Below are 16,383 nucleotides of genomic sequence, written 5' to 3'. Positions count from 1 at the left end.
CAGGACGCGGCGTCCACCAATTGAGGATGGCAACACGATGGCGTTCCGACCCGCGAATCGTTCCCGCTCGGCGTTTCTCGTCCCTTCGGCGAACGGTGGTCGCGGCTCCGGCCGCCTGAAGATGGGCGTCGAATCGCTGGAAGACCGCCGGCTCCTGTCGACCTTCACGGTGGACAACCTCGCCCCCTCGGGGACGGGCTCGCTCCGCTGGGCGATCGTCCAGTCCAATGCGACTCCGGGGGCCGACGTCATCGACTTCGCGGTCGCCGGTTCGATCCCGGTCGGCCGGAAGTCCCTCCCCGCGATCACCGACGCCGTGACGATCGACGGCTCCTCGGCCCCCTCGTTCGCGGGCTCGCCCGTCGTGACGGTGGACTTCCAGGGCTCGCGAGGGCTCCGCTTCGCTCGGGGGAGCGACGGATCGACCCTGAGTTCGCTCGCGCTGGTGCGGGCGGGGGGCGACGGGGTGACCCTCGACGCCTCTCGGATCACGGTGCAGGGGAACTACATCGGCCTGCTCGCCGACGGGACGACCATCGCCGCCAATCGGGGCGACGGCGTGCGGATCAACGCCTCGTCGCGCGGCAACCTGATCGGTCGCGCCGATCCCGTGACCGGCGTCACCTATTACAACGCCGACGCCGTGGGGATGCAGCCGGTCTCGGGCTGGCAGGGCATCCGCCAGGCCGACGCCGCCGGCCAGTACCTCATCAGCGGAACCTCCAACAGCGCCGGGCTCCTGTACGTGGGGCCGATCTCGGGCGCGGGGGGCGCGAGCTACGCGGTCAACTTCCCGGGCGCGGCGACCACCAGCGTCTACGGCCCGGACAACCTCGACGGCGACCGCGTCCGCCTGGTCGGCAGCTACCGGACCGGCGACGACGTGGTGAACGGCTTCCTCTACGAAGGGACGATCGCCGACCTGGGGAACGCCGCGAACTACCGGACGATCGCCAAGGACGGCGCCAAGTTCACCTACGTCCACAGCACGATGGGGGGGCTGGCCGTGGGCAACTACGACGGCCCGACCGAGAACGGGGCCCCCATCGGCCCCGGCCGCTGCTTCATCTACGACGTGGCGAAGGCCGAGTTCGTCACCGACATCGTCTTCCCCGGCTCGCTCAGCAACACCGCCTACGGCATCTGGCACAACGGCGGAACCAGCTACACCATCTGCGGCGGCTACGCCGAGCGGCCGGTGAACAACCTGGAGAACCAGCTCCAGCCGATCGGCGTGGGCTATCTCGTCGACTACGACTCGGCCACCGGCGCGTTCTCGAACTGGAAGTCGTTCGAGCATCCCAAGTCCCCGGCGGGCCTCGAATTCGTGACCCACTTCGAGGGGATCAGCGGCGTCGAGAAGGGGGTGTACACCCTCAGCGCGGGCTCCAGCCTGACCGGCTCCGGGACGTTCGAGCAGGGCTCGTTCGTCTCGGTGAGGCGCAACCCGGACGGGACGTTCGGCGACGCGGCCTGGGTGGACCTGGACTATCCCGGCGTGGATGCGTCGGTCACCTCGGACGCGGTGATCGGCAATCAGGTGGTCGGCATCGTGCTCGCCGACGCGGGGGTCTTCTCCTACCAGGCGACGGTGGACGTCGGGTTCCAGCTCTCCAACGTGATCGCCGGCAACTGCGGCAACGGCGTCGGAATCTACGGCTCGCACGACAATCACGTCGCCATGAACTTCATCGGCTCGGACGCCTCCGGGACCGCCGCCCGCGGCAACCGCGGAAGCGGCGTCCTGATGACCAGCGGCGCGTCGGGGAACCTGATCGGCGGCCAGGCGACGGGGGGCAACGACCCCACGGGGGGCATCTTCGTCCGCCCCCCCAGGGGAACCTGATCTCGGGCAACCGAGGCAACGGCGTGCTCATCAACCGCGGGGCCTCCCGGAACCTCCTGAGCGGCAACTTCGTCGGGACGACCGCCTCCGGGAACGCGGCCCTGGGGAACCGGCTGGACGGCGTGGCCATCGACCGCGCCCACGGCAACCAGCTCCTAGGCACCACCTTCCCGCAGAGCCCGTTCGTCTTCTACAACGTGCTCAGCGGCAACGGCGGCAACGGCCTGCGGGTCACGAACTCCAACGACACGACCGTCCAGGCGAACTTCCTGGGCGCCGGCGCCGACAACGCCACGATCGTCGCCAACGGCGGCGACGGACTGCTGATCTCCGGAAGCTCTCGGAACACGCAGGTGGGGGGCGTGATCCCGCTGGGCAACGTGATCTCCGGCAACAACCGCAACGGCATCGAGGTCCGCGACACGGCCAGCGGCTTCATCTCGTTCAACACCTTCGCCGGGATCTTCGCCTTCGCCGGCGCGGCGCCGAACCGCGGCGACGGCATCCTGATCACGTCGAGCGGCGGGAACAACCAGGTCCGCACGAGCATCGTCTCGGGCAACCTCGGCGACGGCATCGAGCTGAGCGGACGGGCGACCGGCGTCCAGATCACCGACACCGCGATCGGCACCAACACCGACATCCAGACGGCCATCCCGAACGGCGGCAGCGGGATCCGGATCGCCGGCCGCGCCCACGGCAACGCCATCGGCGGCTTCCAGCCCTCGGTCGAGCCCCGAGTGACGATCTCGGCCAACGGCGGCTACGGGATCGAGGTCGTCGAGAAGGCCCGCGACAACGCGATCTTCAACACCTACATCGGCACCAACGCCGGGGGCGACGTCGCCCTGGGCAACCGCCTCGGCGGCGTCCTGCTGGGCCCCGGGACGAAGTCCACCCGGATCGGCGGCGACGCCTCGCCGTTCTTCGTCAAGATCGCCGACAACGGCGGCGACGGCCTGGCCGTCCGATCGTCGCGGAACAACGCCGTGCAGGGCGTCGAGATCGTCGCCAACCGGGGCTACGGCCTCTTCGCCGAAGGGGACGCCTCGGGCAGCGTCGTGCGGAACTCCACCATCACCGACAACGCCCGGGGGAACGTGAACCTGACGAACTCCCGGGGCGTCGTCTACATCCCCTGATCGACGCGGCCCCCGCCGCATCCGGGCGGGGGGCCGGCTCGTCACGCCTCGCCGGCCGCCGCGACGGGCCCGGCCATCCAGGCGAGGACGACCTGATCGACGGTGACGTCGGCCTTGCGCGGGGTGAGCTCCAGCGGGATGAGCTGGAGCAGCTCGGGGCTGCGGGCGGCCTTGATGTGCTCCAGCTCGGCCTGGAACTCGATCTCCAGCTGGACGTACTCGGCGTTGAGGGCGTCGACTCGATCCTGGGCGGTGCCGACCTCCCCGCGCTTCTGCATGGCCTTGGTGGCGGCCTTGGCGGCCGTGCCGACCTTGTTGACGTTGGTCTTGGTCCAGGTCTTGCCGCCGGTGAGGGCGCCGAGCATCGAAGTCCCGAACGACACGGCGGCGTCCCAGCCGGACTTCGACGCCCGCTCCTGCTCCTTCTGGAGGGCCTCGTGGGCCTTGCGGAGGCTCGCCTCCAGCTTGACGCGGCGGGGACCGAACTCGGCGCGGAGCTTCTCGACCTCGGCGTCGCGCTTCTCGCGCGCGGCCTGGGCGAGCCGGGCGCGGAAGTCCCTCGCGGTCTCCTCGGGGCGGCCGTAGGCCTTCAGCTCGGGGCAGGTCCAGATGGTCAGGCGGCGGTCGCGATAGAGGTGGTTCTTCAGGGCCTTGGTCCACTCGGCGTAGTTTTTGGCCCGGGACATCTCGGCGGGCAGGTCGGCGAACGTCGCGCCCGGCTCGGGCGACCGGTCCAGCACGGGGATGCGCCCGGTGAGATTCTTCCCCCCCTCCCAGACGTCGGCCGGGACCTCGTCGCCGATCGGCCGGAGGACGGCCAACGTCTCCCAGTAGTCGACCCCCGCCTTCTTCTCGACGTAGTGCAGGCGGACCACCCCCAGCAGCGCCGGCCGGTACGCCGGGGGCGCCGCCGCCGGGGCGTCGGCCACGAAGAACTCGGGGACGTCGGGGGGGAGGACCGGGCGACGCCCGGCGGGGGCGGCGACGCCGGGGCCGGCGCCGGGGCCGGGTCGGGGACCTGCGCCGGGTCGACGGGGTGAGCGTGGCCCTGGCGAGGGGCCTCGTCGCCGCGGCGGGGTCCGGGGCCGGGGCGGACGCGGCGGCCGCGGCCTGCTTCCGGGGCGCCATCAACGCCTGGATCTGATCGCGATTGAGCGGCCCTCGCAGGTAGCTGAGCGCCCATCGGCTCTCGAAGACGATCGGCCGCTCCTCGTGGACGTTGTTGAGGACGAACACCCGCTTGCCCAGCGAGGAGAGCACCTTGTCCATCTCGGCGCGGTCGAAGCCCTGGCCGGCGGCGTTGGAGACCCCTTCCAGGCCCTCCAGCACCCGCTCCTTGTCGCGTTTGGTCTGCAGCCGGCCGAGGAACCACGAGCCGGCGTTGGAGAGCCCCTTGTAGTCCAGGTCGACGGGGTTCTGCGTCGCCAGCACGATCCCCAGGCCGTAGGCGCGCGCCTGCTTCAGCAGCGTGAGCATCGGCTTCTTGGACGGCGGATTCGCGGTGGGGGGGAAGTAGCCGTAGATCTCGTCCATGTAGAGGATCGCCCGCAGGCTCGACGTCCCGGGCTGGGCGCGGGCCCACGAGAGGACCTCGTTGAGCAGGATCGTGACGAAGAACATCCGCTCGGCGTCGCCCAGGTGGGCGATCGAGAGGATCGAGATCCGGGGCTTCCCCTCGGGCGTGTAGAGGAGCCCGCCGACGTCCAGCGCGTCCCCCTCCATCCAGGCGGCGAAGCCGGGCGAGGCGATCAGGTTGTTCAGCCGCAGGGCCAGCGCGAACCGCTCCCTGGCCGGGTAGAAGGTCTCCAGGTCGATCACGCCGACCTTGTCGAACGGCGGGTCCTGGATGCCGTGGATCAGGTCGGTCAGATCGAGGTCGCGGCCGTCCCGCCAGGAGCGGTCCAGCAGGTTCGACAGCAGGATGTGCTCGCGGCTGGTCATCGGGTCGGCGTCGACGCCCAGGAGGGCGAGCAAGCCCGACACGGCCGACGCGATCCGCTCGCGATACGCCTCCCCCTGCTCGATCAGGGCGGCCGAGGGGGCGGCGAACGACCGCAGCACCGTGATCGGCAGCCCGGCGGAGCTGCCCGGCGTGTAGATCGCCATGTCGACCGAGTCCTTGAGGCGGCGGACGCGGGCCCCGTCCTGCCCCCACTTCGCCAGCCCCTCGCGCCAGGTCTCGGCCGTCTGCTCGGCGAAGGCCTCGCGGTCGAGCCCCCGCCTCGCGGCCTCGTCGGCGTCGACCCAGGGGAGGAAGTCCGAGCCTCGCAGCTCCGGGAAGCCCAGCAGCAAGTTGCCGAGGTCCCCCTTGGGGTCGATCGCGATGACCGGGATGCCGTCGATCGCGGCCTCCTCCAACATCGCGACGCAGAGCCCCGTCTTGCCGCTCCCCGTCATCCCCACGCAGACCGCGTGCGTCGTGAGCTGCTTCGAGTCGTACAACAGGAGGCCCGACGTCGCCTCCCGCTCCTTCACGTCGTACTCCCTGCCCAGATAAAAGACCCCGAGCTTCTCGAAATCCTCGTTCTTCATGAAACGGATCCCGCCCCGGCGCAAGAAGGGTTCGAAACGGCGGACGTCCCGACGCGCAGGCCGCTCCCGCCGTACCATCTTAAGTCGCGCCCGAGGGCGGCGACAACGCGCGGACGCGAAGTCCGCCCCCCCGCCCGATTGCGGCGCGGGCTTGACATCTACTGGCCAGCCCGTACCATCCAGGACGTAGCTACGACCAGACCAGTAGGAGACCGTGATGGCCGACGTCGCCCCTTCGCCGCGTGAACTGGAGGCGCTCAAGGTCCTTTGGAGTCGGGGCCCCTCGACGGTCCGCGAGATCCACCGCGAGATGCCGACGAAGGATGGGGAGCTGGCCTACACCACGGTCCTCAGCCTGCTCCAGACGATGGAGCGGAAGGGGATGGTGGGCCACGAGCCCGCCGGCAAGGCGTACGCCTACTTCGCCAAGGCCCGGCGCGACGGCGTCTACCGCAAGCTGGCGGGCGGCTTCCTCGACCAGGTCTTCGACGGCGCGATGGGCGAATACGTCTCCCAGGCCCTCCAGTCTCGCAAGCCGACCGTGGCCGAACTGGAGGAGATCGAGGCCATGATCGCCGAGGCGAAGAAGCTCGCCCGGGCCAGGAGCGAGAAAGGGGGCGGCCGATGACGATCGATTCCGGGCGGCTCGCCTACTGGCTGGCGGATTATTACATCCTGGCGACCGTGCTCCTGCTCGGGGTCGTCCCGATCCTGTTCCTGCTGGAACAGCCGGTGCGCCGGATCGCGGTCTGCCGCGCCGCGTTCGGGGGGCTTCTGGCGCTGCTGGCCCTCGTCCTGCTCCCCTCGTGGCCCAGGGTCGGCGTCCTCGGCGGCCGTCGCGAGGCCCCGCCGGCGGCGTCGGCGCCCTCCCGAGCCGGGGCGGTCGTCGAGCCGAGGTCGGCGCTCGTGGCTCTCCCGCGCCCGGCCGCCGTCGGCGATCGCCCCGGCCGGGCCGCCCCCGCCGCCCCGCCTCCGCCGACGCCCCGCCCCCCCATCGTCGGCGTCCTCGATACGCCGGCCGCGACGGCTCCGGACCTCGCCGCGATCGCCGTCCGGGCGTTCCTCGCGGGGCCGGCCTCATGATCGTCCGGCTGGCGGTCGGATCGTGGCGGCTGGCCGTCGTGAGGCGAGGCTCGCGTCGGGCGGATCCGGCGGCCGAGGCCCTGCTCGCGAAGGTGGTGGGGAAGGATGGCGAAGCTCCCGATCTGCTCGTCAACGACACCCTCCGACATCCGGCGGCGGCCGGGGTCGCACGGCCGACGATCCTCCTCCCCGCGAGGTTCCTGGACGAGCCGGAGGACCGCCTCCGGGCGGCCCTGGCCCACGAGTGGGCCCATATCCGCCACGGCGACCTTTGGTTGATCGCGGCGTCGCGGCTCCTGCTCCCAGTCCTCTACGCCCACCCGCTTTTCTGGTGGCTCCGCGGCCGAATCCGCGACGATCAGGAGGCGCTGGCCGACGCCTCGGCCGCGGGCTCCGAGGGGCGGTTGAGCTACGCGGAAGCCCTGCTCTCCTGGTCCAGGACCGCGGCGGAGAAGCCGTGGGGCGCGGCGGGAGGCTCCGCCGCGCTGTTCGAACGTCCCTCCCAGATCAAGCGAAGGATCGCCATGCTGCTCGATGATGGATTCCGGATCGAGCCCACCTGCCCGGCCCGGTGGCGGCTCGCGGCGCGCGCCCTCACGATCACGGCCGTGGCGGCCGCCTCGCTCCTCACCCTCCGCCCGACGACCATCGGAGCCGGCGTCCCCGCGCCGCAGGCCCCCGGCGAGGCCGAGCCCGGCGCCGGCGCCGTCGAGGCCCGCGTGCTCGCTCCGGACGGCAAGCCGTTCGCCGGGGCCAGGGTGTTCGCGACGCCGCCTCCCCACGGGGGGTCCCCGGCCCCGATCGGCCAGACCGGCCCGGACGGTTCGTTCCGCATGCCCCGCGCGGACGCCGAGGTCGTCGCGGCGGCCGAAGGCTTCGGCCTCGCGTTCGTCGACCGGGCGACGGAAGGGGGCCGCGTCTTGAAGCTGGCCCGCGACGACGTGTCGATTCGGGGCCGCGTCCTCGACGACCACGGCCGGCCCGTCGCCGGGGCCGTGGTGAAGGTCGCGGCGATCGCCTGGAATTCCAGCGGCGACCTCGACCGGCTGATCGAAGGGCTCAGGCCGAGGACCGCCCCGCCGCCGACCCCCGAGACCCCGACGATCGACTCGCCCCACACCTGGGCGGCCGGCGCGTCCGAGATCCCCTTCCTGCCGCCGGTCGTCGCCGACCGGGACGGCCGATTCACGCTCCGGGGCGTCGGCCGCGAGCGGGTCGCCACCTTGCGGATCGCCGGCGAGGGGATCGAGACGGCCTCCGTGCGGGTCGCCACCCGCGAGACGCCGACCATCGCGATCCCCAAGGTCCCGGACTGGGAAAACGGCCCCAGGGACGTCTACCACGGCGCGACGTTCGAGTACGCCGCCCGGCCCGGACGCGAGGTCGTCGGCACGGTGACGGACATCGACACCGGAGCCCCCGTGGCCGGCGCGATCGTCGGCCTCGACCCGGCGAGTTTGGGGCCCGTCCAACTCGTCGCCATCGGTTCGCCCGCCGACCCCTTCGTTTCGACGTCCGATCTCGTGCATGACGACTTCCGCACGTCGACCGACGCCCGGGGCAGCTATCGGCTCGTCGGCCTCCCCGCCGCCCCCCGGCCGTCCAACGGCCCCGGCGACGGCGGGGAGCTGGTCGCCGGCGGCGGCGAAGGGATGCCCCATCTCCCGTCCGGCAAGCCGATCGGCGATGGGGATCCTTCGAAACCCGTCGTCGTAAACATCGGGCTCCGGCGCGGGGTCCGGGTGAAAGGACGAGTCGTCGACAAGCAGACCGGCCGGGGCGTCCGCGCGGTCGTCTCCTACTTCGTGCTGGCCGGGAACCCCAACATGACCCGGGAGCCCCGTTCCCGTGCGTCGAGGCCGGGCGGCGCGTGGACCGACGACGAGGGGAACTTCGAGCTGATCGCCTACCCGGGGCCGGGGGCGCTCGCCGCTCGGGTGCGCGGCGGGCGCTTCGTGTATGACGACGAGGGCATGCCCTACCGGAGGGGGGCGGGCCTGGAATCGATGCCGGGGCTGAAGTGGAGGAGCGTGGAGCAAGGGATCGTCGATACGCTGACCGACATCTTCAATCCGTACGACTACCAGGTCGTCGCGGGCGTCGACCCGAAGCCGGGCGAGGCGGAGGTGGCGTGCGAGCTCGCGCTGGACCGCGGCCGGACGGTGAAAGGCCGGGTCGTCGGCCCCGACGGCTCTCCCCTGGCCGGGGCGCTCATCCTGGGGGATCGCGACTACCTCCTCGCCGGATCGGGCGCGCCGGCGACGTCAGACGAGTTCCTGGTGGAGAAACTCGTGCCGAACGCACCTCGGGACGTGATGGCGTTCCACCGCGAGAGGAAGCTCGCCGGGGCGCTCAAGGTCGCGCCCGACGAGCCCGGCCCGGTCGTCCTGAAGCTGGAGCCCCACGGCCAGGTGATCGGCCGACTCGTCGACGCCGCCGGCCGCCCCGTGGCCGGCTTCGAGATCATGCGCGGCAGCCTCTGGGATACGAAGCAGCCCGTCGGCGTCCTGGTCTCAGGGCCGGTCGCCACGGACGGGAACGGGCGGTTTCACATCGAGGGGCTCATCCCCGGCCGCAAGTACACGTTCACGGTCTGGAAGCCCGATCCGAGCCGGAAGCAAGGGCCCCCGGCGAAGCTCGTGACCCTGGCCAGGGATCTCGTGACGGCGAGCGGCGAGACCCGGGACCTCGGCGACGTGAACCACGACGGCAGCGAGTGAGGGCCTCGGAAGGAGCGCCTCGCCTGGCTCTCGACCCCGGAAACGACGAGAGGCCGTCCAACGGGGGACGGCCTCTCGCCTTGTCGCATGCGACGCCGGGGCGAACTCGGCCCGGACTCGGGCCGGTTCGACGGCGTGGGTCACTTGTTGACGGCGTCGTCGACGGCCGCGCCCGCCTTCTCGGCCGGGCCGCGGGGATCCACGGCGTCCTTCACGTTCTCGACGCCGCGATCGATGCTCTCGCCGGCCCGCTCGGCCGGGCCCTGGGCTTCGCAGCCGGTCGCGAGGAAGAGGACCGGGGAGGCGAAGAGGGCGAGCGCGGCGAGCTTGGCGGTCTGGGTCTTCATGGGATCGTCCTTCATCGAATAGGGATTCCGATTCGGCTTCGAGGGTTCGCGTCGGCGAGCCTCGAATCACGATCGATCCCCCAGTGCAAACCCCGCGCCGTCCAGCGGCGTCTTGCGACGGGGCGGCGGATCGGGTCGAATACGGCGGTCGGACGAGCGTCGACGGGGGCGTCCCTCGCCTTGGGTCGGGGGGCCGGCGTCGGGGCCGTCTCGAACGGAGGCCCTGCGATGAAGAGCATGCCGAGACGAACCTTCCTGGGTGCGACCGCCGGGGCCCTGGCCTCGGCCCCCCTGCTGGCGGCCGGGGCGCGCGGGGCGAACGACACGCTGGGGATCGGCCTGATCGGCGTCGGGAACCGGGGCTCGGCGCTGCTCTCCAACCTCTTGCAGATCCCCGGCGTGGAAGTCCGCGCCATCTGCGACGTCGACGGCGAGCACCTGGAACGCGGGCTCAAGACCGTCGAGGAAGCCGGCCGGAAGCGCCCGGTCGGGTCCACCGACGGCGCCTGGAAAGAGATCCTGGCGCAAGACGGCATCGACGCGATCGTCAGCGCCATCCCGTGCGACCTGCACGGGCGCTGCTATCTGGACGTGATCGCGGCCGGCAAGGACCTCTACGGCGAGAAGCCGATGTGTCTCAGCCGGGCCGACCTCGACGCCGTGGTGGACGCCACCCGGGCGAGCAAGCAGATCGTCCAGATCGGCCACCAGCGCCGGGCCGACCCCCACTTCATCGAGCCGATCGCCGCCGTCCGCCGGGGGGAGATCGGCCCGCTGGTCGAGGGCCGCATCCTCTGGTCGAACTCCTGGGGGCCCCTGCTCGGCTGGTTCGGCCAGCGTCGGCGTTCGGGAGACTGGATCGTCGAGCAGGCCGTCCACAACTGGGACGTCCTGAACTGGGCCGTCGACGCCCCGCCGGTGCGGGCCATGGCGATGGGCCGCGACGACCTGTTCCGCGACCGTCAGCCCGACCGCGACGTGCACGACTACTATGCGGGCGTGGTCGAGTACCCCGGGAACGTGTTCGTGAACATCATCCACAGCTGGGTGGCGCCGAACAAGTTCAACGAGGAGTACACCCGGCTGATCGGTAAGGACGGCGGGGTCGACTTCAACTCGGGGACCTTCTCCTACCGTCCCGAGTCGAAGAAGCCCGACCAGGTCCTGGGCGGCCCCGTGACCAACAACACGCTGCTCGCGCTGAAGGCGTTCGTCGAGTCGGTGCGGACCCGCAGCGAGCCGGTCTGCACGGTCGAGCACGGCCGGGCGGCGGTCCTCGCCTGCCTGCTGGTCCGCGCCTCGGTCGACGCCAAGGCGGCCGTAACGATGGATCAGGTCTCGTAAAAGAACGTCGACCGTCACGGATTTCGGGATCCGCACGCCGGACGAGGCGATGGACGATCCCGAACGCCGTCGGAAATCCAGTCCGGGCCATACGCCCTTCCCCCCTAGCGGGGGAAGGTGGCCCGAAGGGCCGGATGAGGGGGAAGACCAGCACGAAGGCCGTCGGCGTTATAGATAGCCGGCCGGACCGCGAATCCCGACGGCGCTCGTGCTGGTCTTCCCCCTCATCTGACCCCTCCGGGGTCTGTCTTCCCCCGCGAGGGGGGAAGACCGTTTTCGCCGAAGGCTCCGCGGGGTCCGGCTCGGGCTTCGGGCGTGCTCAGAGGGCCGGCGCCTCGGGCTTCACGCCCTGGTCCTGGTCCTCGGTCTCGGTCGGCTCGCCCTTCTGGACGGCCTCGAGGACGAGGGCGCCCTGATCGCCGAGGGATTCGAAGACGTCGAACGCGGCCTCGCGGACGCGAGGGGTCGGGTCGGCGAGGGCCTCCATCAGGACGGCCCCGGCGTGGGAGTCCCCCGCCTCGACGGCGAGGAGGGCCCCGGCGGCGGTGAGGCGGACGCGCGCGTTCGGGTCCTCGGTCAAGGTCTCCATCACCTCGGCGACGGCCTCCGGGGGGCCGCCTTGAGGGCGGTCGCGGAGGCCAGGCGGAGGGCGTCGTGGGGATCGGTCGCGCACTCGATGAGCAGCGGGACGGCCTCGGCCGGGACGGAATCCAGCCTCGCCATCGCCTGCGCGGCGTTGGCCCGGACGCGGACCTCCGGGTCGCGCAGGGCCTCGATCAGGGCGGGGGCGGCCTCGGCGGGGACGGCCTCGGCGTTGATCCAGCCGGCCGAGGCCAGGATGCGGACCTCGGTGGCGGCGTCCTTGAGGCCGACGGCGAAGGCTTCCACGGCCTCGGGGGGCTGGATCATGGCGATCGCCCGCATGGCCTGCTCGCGCACGCCCACCTCGGCGGTCCTCGCCGCGCGGAGCAGCGCCTCGCCGGCCGCGACGGCGTCGGGGCCGAGCTTGCCCAGGGCGAGCGCGGCGTGGGCCTGCACCGGATCGTCGTCGTCCTCCAGCAGCCGTCGGCAGAGGCCCTCGATCACCTCCGGGGCGGGACCGGCCAATTTGGGGAGGACGCGGGCGACCTCGATCTTGACCTGATCGTTGGGGTCGTCCAGGAGGGCGAGCAGGCCGCGCAGGACCGGCTCGTCGGCGACGCCCCAGCGGCCCGCCGAGGTCGCGGCGGCGGCGCGCACCAGGGGGTCGTCGTCCTCGAAGGCCGCCAGGACCAGCCGCATCGAGCCGGGCTCGGGGGGGCCGATCTCGCCGAGCGCCAGGACGGCCCGGCTGCGGACCCCGCCGTCCTCGTCGCTCGCCGCGGCCTCGAGCGCGCCCCGGGCCCCGGCGGCGGCGGCCGGGCCGAGGTTCGCGAGCGCCTCGGCGGCGTTGACGCGGACCTGGGGATTGACGTGGCCCAGCGCGGCGGCCAGGGCCGGGACAGCCTCGCCGGCCGAGTGCCCCATCTGGCCCAGGGCCTCGGCGGCCAGGGCCCGGACCGTGTCGTCGTCATCCTCAAGGGCGCGGATGAGGGCCGGGACGGCGACCGTCGCGGCCGATTCGCCGATCTTGCCGATCGCCTCGACGGCCTCGGCGCGGACCCGGTCGTTGTCGTCGCCCATCGCCTCGACCAGGGCCGGCGCGGCCTCCTCGGCCGCCGAGCCGATCGTCCCCAGCGCCTCGGCCGTCTGGGCCCTCACGATGGTGTCCTCGCTGGCCAGCCCCTCCACCAGCGTCTCGGTCGCGGCCTCGTCGAGCGGCCCGACCTGCGCGATGGCCTCGGCCGCCGCCGTCCGCACCGACTCCTCGCGATCCTGCAGCAGCGCCGCGAGCGCCGGGACCGCCGACGCGGCCCGGCCCTTCAGCGCGCCCAGCGCCTCGGCCGCCGCCGCCTTGACCTCCGGGGCGGCGGCGGCGAGCAGGCCGACGAGCGCGTCCGCCGTGGCTTGCGGCTCGCCCCCGATCCGGCCCAGGGTCCGGGCCGCCTCGCACAGCAGGCTCTCGTCCTCCTCCTCCTCCTTCACCGTCGCGATCAGCTTCGGGGCCACCGCCGCCGCCGCCTCCCCGATCCTCCCCAGCGACGCGACGGCCTCCGCCCGCACCGCCGTCGATTCGTCGTCCAGCGCCGACTCCAGCGTCCCGACCACCAGCTCGACGACGTCCCCGTTCGACGCCGGCAGGACCACCCCTTTCCTCCTCCACCGAATCCAGCGCCCGACCCCTCCCCTCAGGCCGCCCCCCCGCGATCCCAGCCGACGCCGCAGGAACCCCGGCTTCCGCACGGAGCCCGACGACGGCGTCCCCAGCAGCCCCAGCGCCTCGATCACCCCCTGCCGCACGATCGCGCTCTCGTCCCCGGCCATCGCCACCAGCAAGGGCGCCGACCCCGAGGACTGGAGCCTCCCCAGCGCCGCGGCCGAGACCGCGCGGACGTGCTCGTGGGAGTCGTCCAGGTGACGCTCGAGCGCCGGGATGATCGAGGGCCCCATCGACTCCAGGATGAGCGGCAACTGGTCCCGCTGCTCCTTGGTGAGCGAGGCGATCGACCGCAGCGAGCGCATCAGGGGGACGATGGCCACCACCCCGTACACCGGCAGCGCGTTCCGGGCCCGCTGGTGGATCGGCTCGTGCGGGCTCCAGAAGTCGGCGATCGTCTCCGCCAGCATCTTCCCCTGGCGGAGCGAGGCGAACACCTGGTGGAGCAGGACCACGGTGAAGAAGATCTTGAAGGCCCCGGCCAGCGCCGCAGCCGGCCAGGCCGCCGGGCGGACCGATTCGGCCCCGAGGATGCGGTGCGACTTCGCCAGGTCGAGCACGTCCACCAGGTTCAGCACCCGTGTGATCGAGAACGCCAGGAAGTCGGCGTAGATCGGCCGATCCGTGTCCTCCGCGACCCGATACCAGCCCGAGGCCATGGTCTCGTAGAGCCCCTGATTCAGCAGGGCGAACCCGGCGATCGTGACCACCGCGGCCGAGAGCAGGAGCGGCACGCGGACCTGCTTCCCGTACCGCTTCAGGTGCTCCGCCGGCTGCTGCCCCTTCAGCGGGTTGTGCACCGCCTTGTAGCCCCGCTCGACCTCGTTCCGCTCCAGGTCGATGAACATGTACGCCAGGCACGCCGACGCCCCCATGACGATCGCCGTCGCGCCGCAGGCGATCCGGAGGCCGGGGAACCAGCCGCCGAGCAGCCCCCCGCCCACCAGCACCGCCGTGCCGATCGCCAGGAACGCCTCCCACGAGGCCCACCCGAAGAAGACCTGCCAGATCCGGAAGCCGCCCCGGATGGTCCCCCGGGCCACGTATCCGAACGCTCGCAGCAACACGCCGATCAGACCGATCTGGAACAGGACTCCGGCGGCCAAGGCCGCGACGACGAGCATCCCCAGCAGCAGATACGAGGTGTGGACGTGCTGGAGATCGGGTACCCGCAAGAACCTATCCATATGCACTACCTCGTGCGAATGTTCGCGGCCGGGCGAACTCGGGCGACGTCGCCTGTGGCGCGATCGCGTCGCCGTCGCCCCTTATCCCATCTGATTCCTCGTTTGCAAAAGCCATACCGCCGCCCACGGCCGCGACTCCCGGAGCCCCGACCGGCGATCGTCTCGCCTCGTCTCGCCTCGCCTTGCGGGACGCCCGGCCCGCTACGCCGTCTCGCCGATCTGCTTGCGGATGCGGTCCAGGTAGCGATCGATGAAGTGGGCGGCGATCCGGCCCTGGACGGCGTTCCAGACCTCGTCGACGAGGCTGGCGTCGAGGACCGCGCCGGCGGCGGCGCCGGCCTGCCGTTTGAGGGCGTCGAGGGCGGACGCGGCCGAGGGGTCGTCGGCGAGCGGGACCTCGGTGGGGCAGTGGACGTAGGTGTTGGTCAGCAGGCTCACCGAGGGGAGCAGCGGCACGGGGTCTTCCAGGTTCACGTACCGCGAGATCTTCTTCGCGAACCGCTCCTCGAACGCCGAGGCCGCCGCGTCGTTGCCGATCATCGGCGCGCCGAAGGTGACCACCTCGTCGACGGCGAGGAAATTGCGTTCGAATCGCCAGGCGGCCAGCAGCGCGAGCGCCCCGCCGAGGCTGTGGCCGGTCACCCAGAGCGGGCGCTCGGCCTGGCGGAGCGCCTCGTCGACGGCCGCGAAGAGGGGGGACCAGATCGCGTCGAGCGCCGCCATGAACCCGCGATGGAACCGCGCCCCGACCCCGGCCGCGACGAAATCGGTGCCGATCCGACCCTCGGGGAGGATCAGGTAATTGTTGGCGTTCGTGAGCAGCCAGTCCTTGAAGCCGTCGAGGCTCGTCGGGCACTCCGACCCCCGGAAGGCGACCAGGACCACCTCCGGGCTCTGGGCCACGTAGACCTGGGTGTTCTCGGCGGCGATCAGGCGCGCGTCCAGCCCCAGCGTCTCGCGAAAGCCCTTCGCGGCCGCGGGCCCGGCCAGGTAGGCCAGCGAGCACGCCTCGCCCAGCAAGAGCGCGTTCCGAGGATCGCCGTGGCGCGTGACGTCGAGCTTGGTGGACATGATGGCAACCCCCGATGAGACCCCGTCGCCCGATCGGCGACGACCGCCGCCGGACTTCGATTCGACCGATTCGAGCCTTCTATTGCATCGCGCGCCGGCCCGGCGCGGCGGCTCGCCAGGCCTCCACCGTCTCACGATCGACGGCCGTGCCCGTCAAGTCAAGGCGTCGGAGCGACTCTTTGGGGGCGAGCGACGCCTTGAAGCCGGCGTCGGTGATCCGGGTGTTCCTCAGCCGGAGGGACGCCAGCGCGGGGAGTTCGACCAGGATCTTGAGGCCCTCGTCGGTGACCTGCGTATCGTCGAGGTCCAGTTCGCGGAGCCTGGAGAAGCCCCGCAAGTTGCGCAGGGTCTCGTCGGTGACGTCGGGGTTGGCCATCTGGACCACGACGGCGTCGGACTTCGAGCCGAGGACCGCGTAATCCTTCCGGTCCCATCCCGTCAGCGTCAGGTGGCGTTCGCCGTCGACCATCCGTTCATGCGGCCCCAGGTCCACCGGGACGTACCGGGTGTAGAGCGGCGGGAAGGCCGTCAGGACCAACCCCAGCGCCATCAAGGACGCCGGCGCCCAGACGGCCCGCCCTTTCGACAGGACGTACACCGGCGCAAGGGGCGGGAAGACCAGGATCGCCGCCCCCCAGCCGACCCTGTCCCGGAACGCCTTGACCACCAGCCAGAGCCAACCGACGGCCATCATCGCCAGCCCGGCCAACATGAGGTGGACGCCGTATTGTTCGACCATGAGCGTTGCGGGCCTCGATCTGGGGGGGATGAAGCGGGGGAGACTCCGAGCGGCCGGATCGCCCCCATGCTACCAG

The 16,383-nt window shown here is 71.9% G+C and carries 14 protein-coding genes; 8 read left to right on the top strand and 6 right to left on the bottom strand.

Translation table 11 applies throughout. The features are described 5' to 3' along the window. Window positions 1-37: 37 nt before the first annotated feature. Window positions 38-1,846 carry a hypothetical protein gene (locus VT85_RS28410; RefSeq protein ID WP_197491211.1) on the top strand — a complete coding sequence of 603 codons (1,809 nt, stop codon included), beginning with the start codon at window positions 38-40 and terminating at the stop codon, window positions 1,844-1,846. Between the two features lie 23 nt (window positions 1,847-1,869). After that, window positions 1,870-2,988 carry a right-handed parallel beta-helix repeat-containing protein gene (locus VT85_RS28405; protein ID WP_197491210.1) on the top strand — a complete coding sequence of 373 codons (1,119 nt, stop codon included), beginning with the start codon at window positions 1,870-1,872 and terminating at the stop codon, window positions 2,986-2,988. 41 nt (window positions 2,989-3,029) lie between these two features. Here the strand turns inward: VT85_RS28405 and VT85_RS29120 are convergent, their stop codons facing one another. Next, window positions 3,030-3,917 carry a hypothetical protein gene (locus VT85_RS29120; protein ID WP_231871491.1) on the bottom strand — a complete coding sequence of 296 codons (888 nt, stop codon included), beginning with the start codon at window positions 3,915-3,917 and terminating at the stop codon, window positions 3,030-3,032. Between the two features lie 992 nt (window positions 3,918-4,909). Here VT85_RS29120 and VT85_RS29115 point away from each other — a divergent pair. The 5 genes from VT85_RS29115 (at window position 4,910) to VT85_RS10730 (ending at window position 9,323) form a co-directional block, all read left to right on the top strand. Next, window positions 4,910-5,086: a hypothetical protein gene (locus VT85_RS29115; protein ID WP_231871490.1), complete on the top strand. Its 177-nt coding sequence runs from the start codon at window positions 4,910-4,912 to the stop codon at window positions 5,084-5,086. Window positions 5,087-5,092: 6 nt separating this feature from the next. Then, window positions 5,093-5,485, top strand: a complete 393-nt coding sequence (locus tag VT85_RS29110) for a hypothetical protein (protein WP_231871489.1) — start codon at window positions 5,093-5,095, stop codon at window positions 5,483-5,485. A gap of 252 nt (window positions 5,486-5,737) precedes the next feature. Further along, complete coding sequence (locus tag VT85_RS10740) at window positions 5,738-6,148, top strand: BlaI/MecI/CopY family transcriptional regulator (RefSeq protein ID WP_068414513.1); 411 nt, start codon at window positions 5,738-5,740, stop codon at window positions 6,146-6,148. Continuing rightward, window positions 6,145-6,603 carry a hypothetical protein gene (locus tag VT85_RS10735; RefSeq protein WP_068414510.1) on the top strand — a complete coding sequence of 153 codons (459 nt, stop codon included), beginning with the start codon at window positions 6,145-6,147 and terminating at the stop codon, window positions 6,601-6,603. The genes VT85_RS10740 and VT85_RS10735 overlap by 4 nt, the downstream gene beginning before the upstream one ends. Next, entirely contained in the window at window positions 6,600-9,323 is a 2,724-nt protein-coding gene (locus tag VT85_RS10730) for a M56 family metallopeptidase (protein WP_068414507.1), read from the top strand. Before VT85_RS10735 ends, VT85_RS10730 begins: the two co-directional genes overlap by 4 nt. Before the next feature lie 140 nt (window positions 9,324-9,463). On the opposite strand, the gene VT85_RS10725 is transcribed toward VT85_RS10730, so the two are convergent. Then, the gene (locus tag VT85_RS10725; RefSeq protein ID WP_156512802.1) at window positions 9,464-9,670 is read right to left on the bottom strand and encodes a hypothetical protein; all 207 of its coding nucleotides are present in this window, start codon (window positions 9,668-9,670) and stop codon (window positions 9,464-9,466) included. A gap of 228 nt (window positions 9,671-9,898) precedes the next feature. On the opposite strand from VT85_RS10725, the gene VT85_RS10720 reads away from it, so the two are divergent. Next, complete coding sequence (locus tag VT85_RS10720; protein WP_068414500.1) at window positions 9,899-11,014, top strand: Gfo/Idh/MocA family protein; 1,116 nt, start codon at window positions 9,899-9,901, stop codon at window positions 11,012-11,014. A gap of 319 nt (window positions 11,015-11,333) precedes the next feature. On the opposite strand, the gene VT85_RS28400 is transcribed toward VT85_RS10720, so the two are convergent. From VT85_RS28400 to VT85_RS10700, 4 genes are all read right to left on the bottom strand, one after another. Next, window positions 11,334-11,603 carry a HEAT repeat domain-containing protein gene (locus VT85_RS28400; RefSeq protein ID WP_068414497.1) on the bottom strand — a complete coding sequence of 90 codons (270 nt, stop codon included), beginning with the start codon at window positions 11,601-11,603 and terminating at the stop codon, window positions 11,334-11,336. Beyond that, window positions 11,603-14,485, bottom strand: a complete 2,883-nt coding sequence (locus tag VT85_RS10710; protein ID WP_197491208.1) for a HEAT repeat domain-containing protein — start codon at window positions 14,483-14,485, stop codon at window positions 11,603-11,605. Before VT85_RS10710 ends, VT85_RS28400 begins: the two co-directional genes overlap by 1 nt. 213 nt (window positions 14,486-14,698) lie before the next feature. Further along, window positions 14,699-15,568, bottom strand: coding sequence for a lipase family protein (locus VT85_RS10705; protein WP_068414491.1), 870 nt, complete (start codon window positions 15,566-15,568; stop codon window positions 14,699-14,701). Window positions 15,569-15,647: 79 nt separating this feature from the next. After that, complete coding sequence (locus tag VT85_RS10700) at window positions 15,648-16,307, bottom strand: hypothetical protein (RefSeq protein ID WP_068414488.1); 660 nt, start codon at window positions 16,305-16,307, stop codon at window positions 15,648-15,650. Window positions 16,308-16,383: the final 76 nt, after the last annotated feature.

This window comes from Planctomyces sp. SH-PL62 (assembly GCF_001610895.1).
Classification (GTDB): Bacteria; Planctomycetota; Planctomycetia; order Isosphaerales; family Isosphaeraceae; genus Paludisphaera.
Note: the sequence above shows the minus strand (reverse complement) of the source record. Positions and strands in the feature narration are given on the sequence as shown.

Coding starts and splice junctions, on each gene's coding strand:
- VT85_RS28410 (WP_197491211.1), top strand. CDS start 38: ATGGCGTTCCGACCCGCGAATCGTTCCCGCTCGGCGTTTCTCGTCCCT.
- VT85_RS29115 (WP_231871490.1), top strand. CDS start 4,910: ATGTGCTCGCGGCTGGTCATCGGGTCGGCGTCGACGCCCAGGAGGGCG.
- VT85_RS29110 (WP_231871489.1), top strand. CDS start 5,093: ATGTCGACCGAGTCCTTGAGGCGGCGGACGCGGGCCCCGTCCTGCCCC.
- VT85_RS10740 (WP_068414513.1), top strand. CDS start 5,738: ATGGCCGACGTCGCCCCTTCGCCGCGTGAACTGGAGGCGCTCAAGGTC.
- VT85_RS10735 (WP_068414510.1), top strand. CDS start 6,145: ATGACGATCGATTCCGGGCGGCTCGCCTACTGGCTGGCGGATTATTAC.
- VT85_RS10730 (WP_068414507.1), top strand. CDS start 6,600: ATGATCGTCCGGCTGGCGGTCGGATCGTGGCGGCTGGCCGTCGTGAGG.
- VT85_RS10725 (WP_156512802.1), bottom strand. CDS start 9,670: ATGAAGACCCAGACCGCCAAGCTCGCCGCGCTCGCCCTCTTCGCCTCC.
- VT85_RS10720 (WP_068414500.1), top strand. CDS start 9,899: ATGAAGAGCATGCCGAGACGAACCTTCCTGGGTGCGACCGCCGGGGCC.
- VT85_RS28400 (WP_068414497.1), bottom strand. CDS start 11,603: ATGGAGACCTTGACCGAGGACCCGAACGCGCGCGTCCGCCTCACCGCC.
- VT85_RS10705 (WP_068414491.1), bottom strand. CDS start 15,568: ATGTCCACCAAGCTCGACGTCACGCGCCACGGCGATCCTCGGAACGCG.
- VT85_RS10700 (WP_068414488.1), bottom strand. CDS start 16,307: ATGGTCGAACAATACGGCGTCCACCTCATGTTGGCCGGGCTGGCGATG.